Source organism: Aeromonas sp. 602396, from assembly GCF_049173735.1.
Taxonomy (GTDB): domain Bacteria; phylum Pseudomonadota; class Gammaproteobacteria; order Enterobacterales; family Aeromonadaceae; genus Aeromonas; species Aeromonas veronii_A.
Genome location: NZ_JAAKSD010000006.1, coordinates 50,502 through 68,924 on the forward strand (window position 1 = coordinate 50,502; position 18,423 = coordinate 68,924).

12 protein-coding genes are annotated in these 18,423 nt (G+C 61.4%); 11 read left to right on the forward strand and 1 reads right to left on the reverse strand.

Going from position 1 to position 18,423, the window contains the following annotated elements; translation table 11 throughout:
• Window positions 1–114 precede the first annotated feature (114 nt).
• The 10 genes from ygfK to xdhC all read left to right on the forward strand — a co-directional run bounded on the left by ygfK (window position 115) and on the right by xdhC (window position 17,038).
• On the forward strand, window positions 115–3,225 hold the full coding sequence (ygfK, locus tag G5229_RS09540; RefSeq protein WP_421209009.1) for a putative selenate reductase subunit YgfK: 3,111 nt from the start codon (window positions 115–117) through the stop codon (window positions 3,223–3,225).
• Window positions 3,226–3,255: 30 nt separating this feature from the next.
• The gene (gene ssnA / locus G5229_RS09545) at window positions 3,256–4,584 is read left to right on the forward strand and encodes a putative aminohydrolase SsnA (protein WP_421209010.1); all 1,329 of its coding nucleotides are present in this window, start codon (window positions 3,256–3,258) and stop codon (window positions 4,582–4,584) included.
• Between the two features lie 80 nt (window positions 4,585–4,664).
• Window positions 4,665–5,441 (forward strand): molybdopterin-dependent oxidoreductase FAD-binding subunit, encoded by a 777-nt coding sequence (ygfM, locus tag G5229_RS09550; RefSeq protein ID WP_421209011.1) that lies wholly within the window; start codon window positions 4,665–4,667, stop codon window positions 5,439–5,441.
• Window positions 5,438–8,335 carry a molybdopterin-dependent oxidoreductase Mo/Fe-S-binding subunit gene (locus tag G5229_RS09555; protein WP_421209012.1) on the forward strand — a complete coding sequence of 966 codons (2,898 nt, stop codon included), beginning with the start codon at window positions 5,438–5,440 and terminating at the stop codon, window positions 8,333–8,335. Before ygfM ends, G5229_RS09555 begins: the two co-directional genes overlap by 4 nt.
• Before the next feature lie 95 nt (window positions 8,336–8,430).
• On the forward strand, window positions 8,431–9,948 hold the full coding sequence (locus G5229_RS09560; protein ID WP_421209013.1) for a nucleobase:cation symporter-2 family protein: 1,518 nt from the start codon (window positions 8,431–8,433) through the stop codon (window positions 9,946–9,948).
• Between the two features lie 38 nt (window positions 9,949–9,986).
• The gene (gene guaD / locus G5229_RS09565) at window positions 9,987–11,303 is read left to right on the forward strand and encodes a guanine deaminase (protein ID WP_058056844.1); all 1,317 of its coding nucleotides are present in this window, start codon (window positions 9,987–9,989) and stop codon (window positions 11,301–11,303) included.
• A 397-nt stretch (window positions 11,304–11,700) separates the two neighbouring features.
• Window positions 11,701–13,002, forward strand: coding sequence for an NCS2 family permease (locus G5229_RS09570; protein ID WP_180343373.1), 1,302 nt, complete (start codon window positions 11,701–11,703; stop codon window positions 13,000–13,002).
• Between the two features lie 364 nt (window positions 13,003–13,366).
• On the forward strand, window positions 13,367–15,685 hold the full coding sequence (xdhA, locus tag G5229_RS09575) for a xanthine dehydrogenase molybdenum-binding subunit XdhA (protein ID WP_421209014.1): 2,319 nt from the start codon (window positions 13,367–13,369) through the stop codon (window positions 15,683–15,685).
• The gene (gene xdhB / locus G5229_RS09580; RefSeq protein WP_266134682.1) at window positions 15,678–16,556 is read left to right on the forward strand and encodes a xanthine dehydrogenase FAD-binding subunit XdhB; all 879 of its coding nucleotides are present in this window, start codon (window positions 15,678–15,680) and stop codon (window positions 16,554–16,556) included. Before xdhA ends, xdhB begins: the two co-directional genes overlap by 8 nt.
• Window positions 16,553–17,038: a xanthine dehydrogenase iron sulfur-binding subunit XdhC gene (xdhC, locus tag G5229_RS09585; RefSeq protein ID WP_005336775.1), complete on the forward strand. Its 486-nt coding sequence runs from the start codon at window positions 16,553–16,555 to the stop codon at window positions 17,036–17,038. The genes xdhB and xdhC overlap by 4 nt, the downstream gene beginning before the upstream one ends.
• 117 nt (window positions 17,039–17,155) lie before the next feature.
• Here xdhC and G5229_RS09590 read toward each other — a convergent pair whose 3' ends face one another.
• Window positions 17,156–17,695: a glycine zipper 2TM domain-containing protein gene (locus G5229_RS09590; protein ID WP_088868906.1), complete on the reverse strand. Its 540-nt coding sequence runs from the start codon at window positions 17,693–17,695 to the stop codon at window positions 17,156–17,158.
• Window positions 17,696–18,195: 500 nt separating this feature from the next.
• On the opposite strand from G5229_RS09590, the gene G5229_RS09595 reads away from it, so the two are divergent.
• Complete coding sequence (locus G5229_RS09595) at window positions 18,196–18,384, forward strand: hypothetical protein (RefSeq protein WP_266134681.1); 189 nt, start codon at window positions 18,196–18,198, stop codon at window positions 18,382–18,384.
• Window positions 18,385–18,423 lie beyond the last annotated feature (39 nt).

Consider the following 18,423-nt stretch of genomic DNA (forward strand, 5'->3'; position numbering starts at 1 on the left):
TTGCCGATGGAGTGGCCTGATAGTTGCTCCTCTCCTTGCCAAGGGGTAATGCCCGTGCGGGATACCCCATTTATTCATGCTGCCAATGCGCAGAACAGCTGCAAGGAGATAGCCATGGGCGATATTATGCGACCCGTTCCCTTCAAGAACCTTCTGACCCGTATTTTTGCGGAATATAAAGAGAGTCAGACTATTTTCGGTATTCCCGCCGCACAATTTTATCGCAAGCAGGACGAGCGCAAGATCAAGGTGTTCGGTGAAACCTGCGAGACTCCCATTGGCCCGGCAGCCGGCCCCCATACCCAGTTGGCCCAGAACATCGTCACCTCCTGGCTGACCGGCGGGCGCTTTATCGAGCTCAAGACGGTGCAGATCCTGGACCGTCTCGAACTGGAAAAGCCCTGCATCGACGCCGAAGACGAGTGCTTCAACACCGAGTGGTCTACCGAGTTCACCCTGCCCAAGGCGTTTGACGAGTATCTGAAGGCTTGGTTTGCCCTCTATCTGCTGGAGGAGGTGTTCGACCCGCGCCTCGACGGAGAGGCCAAGTCCTTTATCTTCAACATGAGCGTGGGTTACAACCTCGATGGCATCAAACAGCCACCGATGCAGCAGTTCATCCACAGCCTGATGGATGCCAGCAGCAATCCGAAATTTGCCGAGTACCAGCAGGTGGTACGCGAGCTGGTTGCCGACGAGCAGTTTATCGCTGAGCTGGGACTGGGGGCGCGCCGCGATCGCCTGCAACAGCTGGTGGATCGTATCCCGGCCAATCTGGTGCACGGCGTTACCCTCTCCACCATGCATGGTTGCCCGCCCAACGAAATTGAGGCCATTTGCCGCTACATGCTGGAAGAGAAGGGGCTCAACACCTTCGTCAAACTGAACCCGACCCTGCTGGGTTACCCGCGGGTGCGCGAGATCCTCGATACCTGCGGCTTTGATTACATTGGTCTCGGCGAAGCGTCGTTCGATCACGACCTCAAGCTGGATCAGGCCAAAGCCATGCTGACTCGCTTGATGGCACTGGGCGCCGAGAAGGGGCTCACCTTCGGGGTCAAGCTCACCAATACCCTTGGCACCATCAACCGCAAGGGGGCGCTGCCGGGGGATGAGATGTACATGTCCGGCCGTGCGTTGTTCCCCCTCTCCATCAACGTGGCCGCTGTGCTGTCCCGCGCCTTCGATGGCAAGCTGCCCATCTCCTACTCGGGCGGTGCCAGCAAGTTCAACATCGCCGAGATCTTCGAGACCGGTATCCGCCCCATCACCATGGCCACCGACCTGCTCAAACCGGGTGGCTACCTGCGCCAGATCGAGTGTCTCAAAGAGATCGATGCGTCGGGCAGCTGGGGCATGAGTCAGGTGGATGTGGCCAAGCTGGAGGCGCTTGCCGCCAAGGCCCTCACCATGGATTACACCCAGAAGGAGTGGAAGTCCGAGGATCGCATCGAAGTGGGTGGCGGCCTGCCGCTGACCGACTGCTACGTGGCGCCCTGCGTCACTGCCTGCGCCGTGCATCAGGATATCCCCGAGTACATTCGCCTGATGGGCGAGGGGCAGTATGTGGCAGCCCTTGAGCTGATTTATCAGCGCAACGCCTTGCCCGCCATCACCGGCCATATCTGCGATCACCAGTGCCAGTACAACTGCACCCGTCTCGACTACGACAGCGCGCTCAACATCCGCGAGCTGAAAAAGGTGGCGCTGGAGCGCGGCTGGGAAGGGTACAAGGCTCGCTGGCACAAACCGGCAGGCAGTGGTGACAAGCACCCGGTCGCGGTCATTGGCGCCGGCCCCGCCGGTCTCTCCGCTGGTTACTTCCTGGCCCGCGCCGGTCACCCGGTCACCGTGTTCGAGCGTGAAGCCGATGCCGGTGGCGTGGTCAAGCACATCATCCCCGAGTTCCGCATTCCGGCCGAGCTTATCCAGCATGACATCGACTTTGTCGCCGCCCACGGGGTCAAGTTCGAGTTTGGCTGCGATCCGGCGCTCACCGTCGACAAGCTGCACGCCCAGGGCTTTACCTATGTCTTCGTCGGCATCGGCGCCGACAAGAATGGCGGCATGCGTCTCGAAGGGGGACACGAGCGGATTTACAAATCCTTCCACTTCCTGCGCAGCTTCAATCAGGGCAAACCGCTGCCGCTCGGCCGCCATGTGGCGGTGATCGGCGCCGGTAACACCGCCATGGACTGCGCCCGCGCTGCCCTCAAGGTGCCGGGTGTCAGCGATGTGACCGTTATCTACCGTCGCAGCGAGAAAGAGATGCCCGCCTATCGCGAGGAGTATCTGGAAGCGGTGGAGGATGGGGTGCGTTTCTGCTTCCTCACCAATCCGGAGCGCTTTGACAAAGATGGCAAGCTCACCGTGCGGATGATGGCGTTGGGGGAACCTGACGAGCAGGGCCGCCGCCGTCCGGTGCCCACCGAGCAGACCGAAGTGATGCAGATGGATGCCCTGATCACCGCCATCGGCGAGCAACCTGATTGTGAAGTATTGAAAGCGATGGGCATTCCCTTGGGCAGCGATGGCTGGCCCGAGGTGGACAGCCAGACCGGCGAAACCAGCCGTCGCAACGTCTTCCTCATCGGTGACGTGCAGAGCGGCCCGTCCTCCATCGTCGGTGCCATCGGTGGTGCCCGCCGCGCCGCGGATCTGGTGCTCTCTCGCGAGCATATCGCCAGCCAGCAGAGTGAAGTGACCATCCAGCCGTCGGGCAAGGATGAGATCTACCGTCGCAAGGGGAGCATCGCCGTCACTATGGTCGACAAGAATGAGCGGGATGCCTTCGTGGCGCAAGAGGCTCACCGCTGCCTCGAGTGCAACTACCTCTGCAGCAAGTGCGTGGATGTCTGCCCCAACCGGGCCAACGTCGCCATTGCGGTGCCGGGCTTCAAGGATCAGTTCCAGACCCTGCACCTGGATGCCTACTGCAACGAATGTGGCAACTGCGCCCAGTTCTGCCCGTGGCAGGGCAAGCCCTATCAGGACAAGGTCACCATCTTCAGCCTGCCCGAGGACTTCGACAACAGCCGCAACCCCGGTTTCTATCTGGCGGATGGTGGCGAACTGCGGGTGCGTCAGGGTGGCGAGACCTATCGCCTGACCATAGACGCCCAGAGCCGGATCAAGGATGCGCCAGCGGCCCTTGGCGATATGTGCCGGATCATCAGCCATGTCCATGCTCATCACCACTACCTGCTGGGGGCCGTCGAGGCCTGAGCGAACCACGAATAAGCGAAGGAGCACACCATGTTTATTCTGAAAAACGTCACCGCTGTCCAGCTGGAGCCGACCCGGGTGCTGGAAGGGGTGGATATCGCCATCGAAGGCACCCTTATCAAAGCGGTGGGGCCCAATCTGCGGGCCCTCTACCCGGAGGCCAACTATCGGGAGATGGGCGGTAAGCTGGTGATGCCGGGCATCGTCTGTGCCCACAACCACTTCTACTCCGGCCTGTCGCGGGGGATCATGGCCAATATCGCCCCTTGCCCGGACTTTATCTCCACCCTGAAAAACCTCTGGTGGCGGCTCGATCGGGCGCTCGATGAAGAGTCCCTCTACTACAGCGGCCTTATCTGCTCGCTGGAAGCGATCAAGAGCGGCTGCAGCTCGGTGATCGACCACCACGCTTCGCCCAACTTCATCAAGGGCTCCCTGAATGTGTTGCGCAAAGGGTTTATGGAGGCGGGTCTGCGCGGCATGACCTGCTTCGAGACCACTGATCGCAACGGCGGCCTCGCCGAGCTGCAGGCCGGGGTGGAGGAGAACATATTGTTCGCCCAACAGATCGATGCGGCCAAAGCCAAGGGGAGCGAGCCTTATCTGGTGGAGGCTCATATCGGCGCCCACGCCCCCTTCACCGTGCCCGACGAGGGACTCGCCATGCTGCGCGAAGCGGTGCAGGTCACCGGTCGTGGTCTGCATATCCATGTGGCGGAAGACCGCTACGATATGGCCCACGGTCACCACCACTATGGCAAGGAGCCCATCGCCCGGCTGGACGAGTTTGGCCTGATCGACAGCAAGACCCTGATCGCCCACGGCATCTACCTGAGCCCGGCTGACATCGAACTGCTCAACAGCCGCGATGCCTTCCTGGTGCACAACGCCCGCTCCAACATGAACAACCATGTGGGCTACAACATGCACCTGCCGGAGTATCGCAATCTGGCGCTCGGCACCGATGGTATCGGCTCCGACATGCTCGAAGAGCTCAAGTTCGCCTACTTCAAACACAAGGATGCCGGTGGCGCCCTGTGGCCTGACAGCTTTGCCCGCTTCCTGTGGAACGGCAACACATTGCTGGAGCGCAACTTCGGCGCCAAATTTGGCCGCCTGGAGCCGGGATACAAGGCCGACCTCACCATTTGCGACTACGACGCACCGACCCCGCTGGCGCCGCGTAACCTCGGTGGCCATCTCGCCTTCGGCATGGGATCGAACAGCGTCAACAGCGTGATGGTGGAGGGGCGCATGGTCTATCAGGATCGCGAGTTCCCGTTCGATGTCGCGCCCATTTATGAGCAGGCCAGCAAGGTGGCGAGCCGCCTGTGGCAACGGATGGATCAGCTGGCCTAGGGCCACCCTCCACAGTTTTGGACCGGATTGCCCGCCCTGTGGATCTCCCCGGCGGCGGGCAGCAAGAGTAAGGACGACACATGATTGAGCAATTCTTCCGACCCGAGCAACTGGGTCAGGCTTTGGAACTCAAGGCCAGCTTCGGCAGCGACGCCGTCTACATGGGAGGCGGCAGCAAGCTTAACGCAGCCCCGACCCGCACCGACAAGAAGGTCGCTATCTCGCTGGAGAGGCTGGGGCTTGACCAGATTGAGCAGCAGCACGGCCAGCTCCATATCGGCGCCACCGTCACCCTGCAGACCCTGAAAGAGGATCCCCGTACCCCGGCCGCCCTGTGCGATGCGCTGGGGTTTGTCTATTCTCGCCATCTGCGCAATCAGGCCACCCTCGGCGGCGAAATTGCTTGCCAGCAGCAAGACTCCCCGCTGTTGCCGGTACTTCTGGTGCTCGAAGCCGTGGTGGTGCTGGAGAACAACCTGCTGCAACCCATCGACGCCTATCTGGCGGGTCAGCGCAATGCCCTGGTGCTGGGAGTTGTGCTGCCGGAGCCCGAACTGCGCTGCGCCACCCGCCGCATCAGCCGCAACGCCGATGGCTTGGCAGTAATGACCGCCGCGGTAGCCCTCGACAGCATTGGCGAAATGCGGGTAGCCGTCGCTGGCGTTACCCCGCAGCCGATGCGCCTGCGGGATCTGGAGCGCCGCGAACTGCACGATGCCGCGCTGGAGGCCGCCGTGAGCGAGCTGATTGCGCCCCGTGAGGATCTGGCGGGCAGCGTGAGTTACAAGCGGTATATCAGCGGGGTAGTGGTGGCGGATCTGCTGGTGGATTGCCAGCAGCAGGAGGTGCAAGCATGATGGAACTCAACTTTACCCTGAACGGTGCCCTGCGCACCGTCATCTGCAAGGCCGGTGACAATGCCCAGCGGGTGCTGTTCAACCAGTGCCGGATGCACTCGGTGCGCAACAGCGACGACGGCTTTGGCTTTGCCGGCTCCGATGCAATCCTCTTCAACGGCAAGGTGATCAACGCCTCCCTGCTGATCGCCGCCCAGCTGGATGGGGCAGAAGTGCGTACCGCCGAGTCGCTGGGCAGCTGGAACCAGCTCAGTCTGGTGCAGCAGGCCATGGTGGATGTGGGTGTGGTGCAGTCAGGTTACAACGATCCGGCTGCGGCGCTCATCGTCACCGACCTGCTTGATCGCCACCCCAGCCCCACCCGTGATCAAATCGACGATGCCCTCTCGGGCCTGTTTCACCGCGATGGCGGTTATCAGCAGTTCTATCAGGCCATCGAGCTTGCCTGTTCACGGATGAAGGATCCCGATTACCTGTGCCAGATCGCCCCCGAGTTTCGCGACGATTTGCGCCATATCGGCAAGAGCTGTCCGAAAGTGGACGCCGCCAAGATGGTGCAGGCCAAGCCCTGCTACGTGGAGGATCGGGTTACTGAAGATGCGCTGATCATCAAGATGCTGCGCAGTCCCCATCCTCATGCGGTGATCACCAAACTCGATGTGAGCCGCGCCGAGGCGCTGCCGGGCGTCGTGCATGTCATTACCCACCTCAACTGCCCGGATGTGTTTTACACCCCGGGTGGCCAGAGTGCCCCCGAGCCGTCACCGCTCGATCGCCGCATGTTCAGCCGCAAGGTACGTCACGTCGGTGACAGGGTCGCCGCCGTGGTGGCCGAGAGCGAAGCCATCGCATTGGCCGCGCTCAAGCTCATCGAGGTCGAGTATCAGGTTCTGCCGGCGGTCATGAACATTGACGAGGCGATGGCCCCCAATGCACCCCTGGTGCATGACGAACCCATTATCTATATGGCCGGGGCGCCGGCGGATCTCGAGCAGCAGAACGCCTGCTCGGTACGCCGTGGCGACGAGCATATGATCATCAACTTCCCCATTGGTTCCCGCCCGCACGAGAACCTGGCCGCCAGCGTCCATGGCCAGATCGGTGACGTGGCAAAAGGCTTTGCCGAGGCGGACGAGATAGTCGAACGCACCTACGAATCGACCCAGGCCCAGCAGTGCCCGACCGAGCCGCACATCTGCTTCACCTATATGGATGGGGAGCGTCTGGTCATTCACGCTTCTACTCAGGTGCCGTGGCACGTGCGCCGTCAGGTGGCGCGCATTGTCGGCATGAAGCAGCACCAGGTGCACGTGATCAAGGAGCGGGTAGGGGGCGGCTTTGGCTCCAAGCAGGACATCCTGCTGGAAGAGGTGTGCGCCTGGGCGACCAAGGTTACCGGCCGTCCGGTCACCTTCCGCTACACCCGTGAAGAGGAGTTCATCAGCAACACCTCCCGCCACGTGGCCAAGGTGAAGGTCAAAATAGGGGCCAAAAAAGATGGCACCATTACCGCCATCGAGATGGATTTTCGCGCCAACACCGGCCCTTACGGCAATCACTCTCTGACGGTGCCGAGCAACGGCCCGGCGCTCTCCCTGCCGCTCTATCCGTGCGACAACGTGCGCTTTACCGTCAACACCTACTACAGCAACATCTGTCCGACCGGGGCCTATCAGGGTTATGGCGCGCCCAAGGGCAACTTCGCCCTGACCATGGCCATTGCCGAGCTGGCCGAGAAACTGGGCATCGATCAGCTCGACATGGTGGAGCACAACCGGGTGCACGAAGGGGACCTCCTCAAGGTGCTGGGGGCCATCGGCGAGGGCAAGATGCCGACTTCTGTGCCCCATGCGGCCAGCTGTGCCCTCGAGCCCATCCTCAAACAGGGTCGAGAGCTTATCGCTTGGGACAGTCCCAAACCCGCCGACGGGGATTGGCGCATCGGCCGCGGCGTCGCCATCATCATGCAAAAATCGGGGATCCCGGATATCGATCAGGCCAACTGCATGGTCAAGCTGGAGTCTGACGGCACCTTTATCGTCCACTCCGGTGGCGCCGATATCGGCACCGGCCTCGATACCGTGGTGGCCAAGCTGACCGCCGAGGTGCTCGGTTGCCCGCTCAGCGATGTGCATGTGATCTCCGGCGACACCGACCACGCCCTGTTTGACAAGGGGGCCTACGCCTCGTCCGGTACCTGCTTCTCCGGCAACGCGGCCAAGATGGCGGCCGAGAACCTCAAGGCGAAGATCCTGTTCCATGGCGCCGCCATGCTGGGCGAGTCGGTGGAGGATGTGGAGCTGGTTCACCCGGGCATAGTACGCGGCAAGCAGGGGGAGGTGAGCCTCGCCAAGCTGGCCCACAAGGCCGAGACAGGAACCGGCTTCGGCATTCTGGTGGGCACCGCCAGCTACATCACTTCGGAGCTTGCCTTCCCATACGGGGCCAACTTCGCCGAGGTGGCGGTCAACGTCAGAACCGGCGAGATCCGGCTCGACAAGTTCTACGCCCTGCTCGACTGCGGTACCCCCATCAACCCGGAGCTGGCCCTCGGCCAGATCTACGGGGCGACCATGCGGGCCATCGGCCACACCATGACCGAAGAGATCTGCTACGACAGCAAGGGCATCCCGCTCACCCGGGATCTGAAGAGCTATGGCGCGCCCAAGATTGGCGACATTCCGCGCGATTTTCGGGCCTTCCTGGTGCCGAGTGACGACAAGGTCGGCCCCTACGGCGCCAAGTCCATCTCGGAGATCGGGGTGAACGGCGCGGCGCCTGCCATCGCCACCGCCATCCACGACGCCTGCGGTGTCTGGCTGCGCAAGTGGCACTTCACGCCGGAGCAGATCCTGCGCGAGCTGGGCAAGCTGGAGCAAAAAGTGTCGGCATAACAAAAGAAAAGGTGAGGGGCGGGCGCCAGCTCGCCCCCAGCGCCTGACGGCGGAATGAGTACTCCGCCTACATTCTGTGTGATGGGACAAACACGATGTCTAAAACAACACGCAAGCACTCGGATCTCATTTACGAGCTGGAAGACAAACCCCCGTTTTATCAAACCCTGATGGGTGCAGTGACCCATCTGCTGGCCATTTTTGTCCCCATGGTGACCCCGGCGCTGATCGTCGGTGGCGCCCTGGGCCTCTCCACCGAGATCACCGCTTATCTGGTCTCCATGGCGATGATCGCCTCCGGTATCGGCACCTGGCTGCAGGTAAATCGTTATGGCCCCATCGGTTCGGGGCTGCTCTCCATTCAGTCGGTCAACTTCTCCTTCGTCACAGTGATGATCGCCCTCGGCGGCGCCATGAAAAAAGATGGCATCCACGAGGAGCTGATCGTCTCGACCCTGCTCGGGGTCTCCTTTGTCGGTGCCTTTCTGGTGATGAGCTCCTCCTTTGTGCTGCCCTACCTCAAGCGGGTGATCACCCCGACCGTGAGCGGGGTGGTGGTACTGATGATTGGCCTGAGCCTTATCAAGGTGGGGATCATCGACTTTGGCGGCGGCTTCTCCGCCATGAGCAGCGGCACCTTTGGCAAATATGAGCACATCGGGCTGGGGCTGCTGGTGCTCTGCGTTATCGTCGCCTTTAACTGCAGCCGAAGCCCGCTGCTGCGGATGAGCGGGATTGCCATCGGTCTGATGGTGGGTTATGCGGTGGCCCTGATGCTCGGCATGGTGGATTTCTCCGCCCTTGAAAACCTGCCGCTTATTACGGTGCCGATCCCGTTCAAGTACGGTTTCTCCTTCGATTTTCACGCCTTTATGCTGGCGGGCACCATCTATCTGTTGAGCGTGCTGGAGGCGGTGGGGGACATCACCGCCACCGCCATGGTTTCCCACCGGGATATTCAGGGCCCCGAGTTTCAAAAACGGCTCTCCGGCGGCGTACTGGCGGACGGTCTGGTATCGGTGATCGCCTCGGCCCTCGGCTCTTTGCCACTCACCACCTTTGCCCAGAACAACGGCGTCATCCAGATGACCGGAGTGGCGTCACGCCATGTGGGCAAGTTTATCGCCGTCATCCTGGTGCTGCTGGGGCTTTTCCCCGTAGTAGGGCGCTTCTTCACTACTATCCCGTCACCTGTAATGGGGGGCGCCATGGTCATCATGTTCTCCATGATCGCCATCGCCGGTGGTCGCATCATCATCAGCCACGGTTTCGATCGGCGGGAGACCCTGATTGTCGCCACCTCGCTGGGTCTTGGGCTCGGCGTCTCCTATGACCCGAACGTCTTCAAGGTGCTGCCGGCGGGTATCTACATGCTGGTGGAGAACCCCATCTGCGCTGGCGGCATCACCGCCATCATCATGAATCTGGTGCTGCCGCAAAGCCGCAAACGCAAGGCGGCCGTCAGGGATGCCGAGGCGGTGGAGGTGATCCAGCTGAGTGACAAACCGGACGTGACCTTCACGGCCCGTCCTGTCAGCACCGCGAACCGCCGCGATGAAGAGGCGCTGGCCGATGCCAAACCGGTCGCCGCCGTCCAGGTCGAACGGGTTTGATGGTCACAACAGAACAATAAAAAGTAGGGGAACGAGGTATGAAATACGACAACTCCGTCAAAGCCGTGCGCGGCAGCTTCTTCGACATCACCCGGGTGGTGGATCAGCCCGAGGAAATTGAGTCCAACGCCCGTCTTATCGAGGATGGTCTGCTGATCATTCGCAACGGATGCATCGACTGGTTCGGTGAGTGGGAGGAGGGGAAGGATCGCATTCCGGCCGAGGTGCGGGTGCGGGATTACCGCGGCAAGATGATAGTGCCGGGCTTTGTCGACACCCACATTCACTATCCCCAGAGCGAGATGGTGGGGGCCTATGGCGAGCAGCTGCTGGAGTGGCTAAACCGCCACACCTTCCCGGCCGAGCGGCGCTACAACGATCTCGAATATGCCCGCGAGATGTCCACCTTCTTTATCAAGCAGCTTCTGCGCAACGGCACTACCACGGCGCTGGTGTTCGGCACCGTTCACCCCGAGTCGGTGGATGCTTTGTTCGAGGCGGCCAGTCGCATCAATATGCGAATGATCGCGGGCAAGGTGATGATGGATCGCAACGCGCCCGACTATCTGCTCGATACCGCCGAGAGCAGCTATGTGCAGAGCAAGCAGCTTATCGAGCGCTGGCATGGTAACGGTCGGCTTCTATATGCCATCACACCAAGATTTGCACCCACGTCGACATCCGAGCAGCTGACGATGGCGCGGCGACTGCGCGAAGAGTTTCCCACCACCTATCTGCACACCCATCTGTGCGAGAACAAGGACGAGATCGCCTGGGTCAAATCCCTCTTCCCGGCGCACAAGGGTTATCTCGACGTCTATCACCAGCATGGGTTGACCGGTCACAACTGCGTGTTTGCCCACTGCGTCCATCTGGAAGAGCAGGAGTGGGATTGCCTGAAAGAGACCAACTCCACTATCGCGTTTTGTCCCACCTCCAACCTTTATCTCGGCAGTGGCCTGTTCAAGCTGCACAAGGCGTGGCGCAAGCAGGTGAAAGTGGGGATGGGCACCGACATCGGCGCCGGTACCACCTTCAACATGCTGCAGACCCTCAACGAGGCCTACAAGGTGATGCAGTTGCAGGGTGAGCGCCTTTCGGCCTATCAGGCTTTCTATCTGGCCACCTTGGGCGGCGCCCATTCGCTGGGGCTGGACGAGAAGATCGGCAGCTTTGCGGTGGGCAAGGAGGCGGACTTCGTGGTGCTCGACCCGGTCGCCACCCCGCTGCAGCAACTGCGTTATGACAACTCCACCACCTTGCGGGACAAGCTCTTTGTGCTGTTGACCCTGGGGGATGACAGATCCATCTACCGCACCTATGTGGATGGCCAACTGGTGCATGAACGGGGGTAGGGGCTGGAGTGGGCTGCCGCGGCGCAGCCCCGACGAATACGGCGGCTGGCGTGCCCCACAGGGGCGCCAGTCTTGCCGCACCACAGGGGATCTCCCCGCATAGAACGTGAAATGGCCCGGTTTTTTTGACCAGCAAGGCAAACGTTTGAGTCAAGGCTGCCTGCCCTGGTCTGTCTGTCGCATCCTCTGCCTCCATCGCCTGTTTCTCATCAGACTGGCGCGAGGCAGACCCGCAGATCCTGTCGCCATTTCGTCATGGAACATTCAGGCGCGTGTGAAGGAGTTGGGTATGACCCAAGCAAACAGCAGGACAAACAGCGTGGAACAGCTGGCCAATGATGACGCCAGCCCTAGCGCAGCAAAGCAACAGCCGCTCACGGCTCTTGATCGCTACTTTATGATCAGCGAGCGGGGCAGCAATGTCAGACAGGAGGTGCTGGCGGGCCTCACCACCTTCCTAGCCATGGTCTACTCGGTGATCGTGGTGCCGAGCATGCTCGGCAAGGCGGGCTTTCCTCCCGGCGCCGTGTTTGTCGCCACCTGTCTGGTGGCCGGTTTTGGTTCGCTCTTGATGGGGCTCTGGGCCAAGCTGCCGATGGCCATCGGCTGCGCGATTTCCCTCACGGCGTTTACCGCCTTCAGTCTGGTGCTGGGGCAGCAGATCCCCATTCCGGTGGCGCTGGGGGCCGTCTTCCTGATGGGGGTGCTGTTTACCGCCATCTCGGTGACCGGGGTGCGTAGCTGGATCCTCGACAACCTGCCGATGGGGATTGCCCACGGCACCGGCATCGGGATTGGTCTCTTCCTGCTGCTTATTGCCGCCAACGGGGTGGGGCTGGTGATCAAGAACCCGCTCGAGGGGCTGCCGGTGGCGCTGGGGGCTTTTACCTCCATGCCGGTCATCATGTCCCTGATCGGCCTTGCGGTGATCTTCGGGCTGGAGAAGCTGAGAGTACCGGGGGGGATCCTGCTGGTGATTATCGCCATCTCCATCTTCGGCCTGATTTTCGATCCGGCGGTGAAGTATCAGGGACTGTTCGCCCTGCCGAGCCTCTCGGACGATCAGGGCAAGTCCCTCATCTTCAGTCTGGATATCATGGGGGCCCTCTCGCCGCTGGTGTTGCCCAGCGTGCTGGCGCTGGTGATGACGGCGGTATTCGATGCCACCGGCACCATCCGCGCCGTGGCGGGGCAGGCCAACCTGCTGGATAAGGATGGTCACATCATCAACAGCGGCAAGGCGCTCAGTGCCGACTCGGTCAGCAGCATCTTCTCCAGTCTGGTGGGGGCGGCCCCGGCTGCCGTCTATATCGAATCGGCGGCGGGCACGGCGGCGGGGGGCAAAACCGGCCTGACCGCGACTGTGGTCGGCGGCCTGTTCCTGCTGATGCTGTTCCTCTCGCCGCTCTCCTATCTGGTGCCCGCCTATGCCACTGCACCGGCGCTGATGTATGTGGGGCTCTTGATGCTGAGCAACGTCACCAAGCTCGATTTCGATGACTTTGTCGGGGCCATGTCTGGGTTGGTGTGCGCCGTCTTTATCGTACTCACCTGCAACATCGTGACCGGCATCATGCTTGGCTTCAGCTCGCTGGTGATCGGCCGCATCTGCTCGAAGGAGTGGCACAAGCTCAACGTCGGCACCGTGGTCATCGCCCTGGCACTGGTGCTCTTTTATGCTGGGGGGTGGGCTATTTAGGGATAACCCTCCCGTTTGGGGTCGCTCTGGCGGCCCCATTTTTATATCTGCGGCGCTCTGACCGTCAACGCTGGTTACCATGCCTTAGCCGCTGGTGCCATCGCGATACCATTTTGATAAATCCCCCTACCAGATTGATAGGCTTCCACCTTTGCTCTCCTCGCTCTGCCGTTTTTTTCACCGCTGATGTGCCCCGTTTGCTCAGGGGCTGCCCTTGGCTTGTCGCTGCGAGCCAACAAAAGCGGGCTAGATGGGATCCCCTTCACACTTCTCCCCATTCTCCTGACGATGGCGGGAAACAGGCGCATATCTTGCTGTTTTTAATGCCGGTTCCAGATTTTTCCATTCGAAAAAGGACTTGCATATGTCCATAGGATTACCGCTCAAGCGGGTGGATGCCGAGGCCAAGGTGACCGGCAGTGCCCGTTATACCGATGACAACATCATGCTCGGCATGCGCCACGCCAAGTACGTGCGCAGCAATATCGCCCACGGCAAGGTGCTTGCCATCGACGCCAGCGAGGCGCTGGCGCTGCACGGGGTCGAAGCCGTGTTCACCCATGAAGATGTGCCCACCACCTGTTTTCGCACTGCCGGCCACGCTTGGTCCCTCGATGAGGCCAAGCGGGATGTAAAAGACCGCCGTCTGCTCACAGACCATGTGCGCCACTTCGGCGATGGGGTCGCCATCGTGGTGGCGCGCGATCCGCTGGTCGCCGAGAAGGCTGCCGCCCTGGTCAAGGTCACCTACGAGCCGCTGCCGGTGATGACGGATGCCCACAGTGCGCTGGCCGAGGATGCTTATCCCATCCATCCGAATGGCAACCTGCTGCGGCAAAGCCAGATCCGGGCGGGTGAGCCGGAACAGGCAATCGCAACAGCGGATCTGCAGTTCAAGGCGCACTATCAGACACCGGTGGTACAGCACTGCCATCTGGAGACGGTGACCTGTTACGCCTATATGGATCAGCCGGACCACATCATAGTGGTCAGCAGCACCCAGATCCCCCAGATTGTGCGCAGCCGGGTGGCCAAATCCCTCGGTCTGCCCTGGTCGAGCGTGCGGGTGATCAAGCCCTATATGGGCGGCGGCTTTGGCAACAAGCAGGATGTGCTGGAAGAGCCGATGGCGGCATTTTTGAGCTACAAGCTCGGCGGCGTGCCGGTCAAGGTTACCTTGAGCCGGGAGGAGTGCTTCTTTGCTTCCCGCACCCGCCACGGCTTTGCCATCGACGGCATCATCGGTATCAACCGGGATGGCATCCTCAAGGGCTATCAGCTCGACGTGCTCTCCAACACCGGTGGCTATGCTTCCCACGGCCACTCCATCGCCAGCGCCGGCGCCAACAAGATCAGCTACCTCTATCCGCGCAGCGCCTTTGGCTACGACGCCAAAACCTTCTACAGCAACCTGCCCACCGCCGGTGCCATGCGCGGTTACGGTGCGCCGCAGGTGGTGTTTGCCCTTGAATGCATGCTGGATGATGCCTGCGCCGAGTTGGGTCTGGATCCGCTCGAAGTACGCATCGCCAACGTGGCGCGCGAGGGGGATGTCAATCAGGTCAACCAGAAGACCATCTACAGCGCAGGGCTCCCTGAGTGTCTGCGCCGGGGCGGCGAGCAGTTCCAGTGGGAACGGCTCAAGGCCGAATGTCTGGCGCAGGATCCGGCAAGTCGGGTACGCCGTGGCATCGGGGTTGCGTGTTTTAGCTACGGCTCCAACACCTACCCGGTGGGGGTCGAAATTGCCGGCGCCCGCATGCTGCTCAATCAGGATGGCACCGTCAATCTGCAGATCGGCGCCACAGAGATAGGGCAGGGATCGGATACCGTCTTTGCCCAGATGGCGGCCCAGACATTGGGCATTCCGTTTGAGCAGATCCGGGTCATCTCGACCCAGGATACCGACATCACCGCCTATGATCCTGGCTCGTTCGCTTCGCGCCAGAGTTATGTGGCGGCCCCCGCCATCCATCAGGCGGCGCTGCAGCTGCGGGCCCGCATTTTGTCGCTGGCGGCCCAACTCTGCCATCAGGATGTGGGATCGCTCACCCTGATCGACGGCTACGTGGTGCTGGCCGGTGCGCCGGACAAGGTGCTGATCAGCGTCGCCGAGGTGTCGGTCAACGCCTACTACCACCTCACCATCGGTGGCCAGATCACCTCCGAGGTCTCCCACAAGACCACCACCAACCCGCCCAGTTTCGGCTGTACCTTTGTCGATCTCAGCGTCGATATCGATCTCTGCAAGGTGACCATCAATCGCATCATCAACCTGCACGATGCAGGCAAGATCCTCAATCCGCAGCTGGCGGAGGGACAGGTGCATGGCGGCATGGGGATGGGGATCGGCTGGTCCCTGTTCGAGGAGATGATCATCGACGCCAAGACCGGTGTGGTGCGCAACCCCAACCTGCTCGACTACAAGTTCCCAACCATGCTGGATTTGCCGGAGCTTGAATGCGACTTCGTGCAGACCTACGAGCCCCAGTCGGTCTATGGCCACAAATCCCTGGGGGAACCGCCTATCATCTCGCCGGGCCCCGCCATCCGTAACGCCATTCGCATGGCGACCGGCGTCGCCATCAACGAGCTGCCCATCACCCCCAAGACCCTGTTCCGGGAGTTTGTCGCGGCGGGTTTGATTGGCGAGGGAGCAGGGGAGGAGCAACACCATGTTTGATATTGCCCGTTACTACAAGGCGCACAGTGTGGCCGAGGCGGTCGCCCTGCGTCAGGCTGACCCCGAGGCGCGTTTGCTGGCAGGCGGCACCGATGTGATGATCCAGCTGCATCACCTCAACGCCGCCTATCGCCATATCGTCGATATTCACGACTTGCCCGAACTCAAAGGGGTGAGCGAGTTGCCGGACGGATCGATCCGTATCGGCTCCGGCACCACCTTTACCGAGCTGATTGAAAACGAGCTGGTGCAGCGCCGCCTGCCGATGCTGGCTGAAGCGGCCGCCACCATCGCCGGCCCGCAGATCCGCAACGTCGCCACCTATGGCGGCAACATCTGCAACGGCGCCACCAGTGCAGACTCGGCGGCGCCGACTGTCGCGCTGGAAGCGGAGCTGGAAATCGCCGGCCCCGATGGTACGCGCCGCATATCCATCGCCGGTTTTCACACCGGTCCCGGCAAGGTGGCGCTACAACCGGCGGAAATTCTGGTGGCGTTCCACTTTGCGCCGGATTCTCACCCCCATGTGGGCTCCCACTACTTCAAATACGCCATGCGCGATGCCATGGATATCGCCACCATCGGCTGCGCCGCCTACTGCCAGATTGAGGATGGTCACTTCAAGCGCCTGCGGCTGGCCTATGGGGTGGCGGCCCCGACCCCGGTGCGCACGCCTCACGCAGAAGCGGCAGCCGAAGGGCAACCCCTGACTCGCGCCACACTGGCCGCGATTGCCGAGGCTGTGGTGGCCGATGTGGCGCCGCGATCCTCCTGGCGGGCGGAGAAGGAGTTTCGCCTGCACCTTATCAAAACCCTGGCGCAGCGGGTGGTCGCCTGCGCAGTCGAACGTGCCGGAGGGAAGATCCTATGATGCAACCGCAAAGCTGTCCCGCCGTGGAGATCCAGTGCGAGATCAACGGCAAGCCTTACTCCTATGCAGTGCCGCCCACCATGTCGCTGCTCCACTTTTTGCGCGGGCAGGGGCTTATCAGCGTGAAAGAGGGGTGCAGTGTCGGTGAGTGCGGCGCTTGTACCGTGCGGGTGGATGGTACTGCCATCGACAGCTGCCTCTATCTGGCGGTGTGGGCCGATGGCAAATCCATTCGTACCGTGGAGGGGGAACGCAAAGGGAACGAGCTCTCCGACGTGCAGCAGGCCTTTATCGACGAGGGGGCGGTGCAGTGCGGTTTTTGCACCCCGGGCCTCGTGATGGCGAGCGCCGCCCTGCTCGACAAGACCGAACGTCGTCCGCTGACCGATGCGGAGATCCGCCGCGGGCTGTCGGGCAACCTCTGCCGCTGTACCGGTTATCAGAACGTGGTACGGGCGGTGAAGAAGTGCTGCAAAGGGTGATAGTTCGGGTGCCGTGAGTGGTGCGTGCCGTTGTTTGAAAAAAGGAAATCAAGCCGCCCAAAAACACAGGCCCGCCTCGAAAGAGGCGGGCCTGCTGCTGAGTGGGGTCTGGAGACATCACACTTTTGGCTGGTCGATCACCAATTTGCCTTCCTTGACCGGAATGGTGGCGCCGGGGGCTTGCTTCATGCGGATCACCCCCTCCTGACCTGCGAGGCGATAGGTCACGTCATAACCAATGGTGTTGACGCTCGTATCCTGTACGGTTTTGCAGCGCTGCTCGGTGGTGGTGTAGGTATCGCCCGCCTGCATATTGCCCTGCACCTGATTGCCGGCATAACCTCCCGCGACCGCCCCGGCGGCGGTAGCCACCTTCTTGCCGCTGCCGCCGCCAAACTGGTGGCCGACCACGCCACCCAGCGCCGCGCCCACCACGGTGCCGAGGATCTTGTGCTCATCCTGTACCGGCTTACGGTGGGTCACGGTGACGTTGCGACACTCCTGGCGGGGGGTCTTGATGGTCTCGGTGATCGGCTTGCTTGCGATCACCTCAGCAAAGGTGGGCTGGGGTGTAAAGAGGGAGCCGCTGGCCGCCGCCGAGAGCGCCAGGGCCGAGGCGATGCCAATACCGATACCTGCCATCATGGATCTGTTCATTTTATGGTTCTCCTGTATACCCATACGGGCTGTTCCAATCTGGCGCCATCTTGTCATAACCGGTTGGCCGGACAAGGCGAGGGGGATGGGCTTGCGACAGGCACTGGCAAGGTCAAAAAACAGCCACCATGAAAAAGTGTCTGGCTTTGGCGACAACGGACTAAAAGTGACCAGTTTCCGACGCATGGCGGGCTTTGCTTTTGTGATAAGGGGCAATTCGAGTCGCAATTTGCAAAGCGGGCGGTGAGCAGAATGCCAGAGTGGCAAAGTGCTGACGGGGACAGGTCAAGGGAGGTCTGAACAAGGGCTCTGTTCGTTGAGATGGCCACGCAAGTGGTTGATAAATGGCTCCAGCCCCATCGGATGTTGGCCGATAAGAGATCACGGCAAGCATTTTGCTTTGATTGGGTGAAGCAGAGGGTGAGCGGGTCGGCAGACAACTGCGTAAGACCTGAAATGAAGAGATTCACCCGAGATCACCGGATCAACGAGGGGGAGATATGTCAATGTTACCCAGCTGGATCACTCCGGCCATCCAGGCCAACATCATCACGGTGCAGCAGGCCGAACGTCTGCTCTCATCCCTCTACCGACCCCTAGCCGAGCAGGGAGAGGAGCTTCCTGCCGATATCGCCGACATCAGCCTTAGACTCTACTGCTTCCGCCAGCAGGGGCGGGTACGCCACTAAGGCTGACAAAAGAACACCCCGCGCCAGGCACGGGGTGTT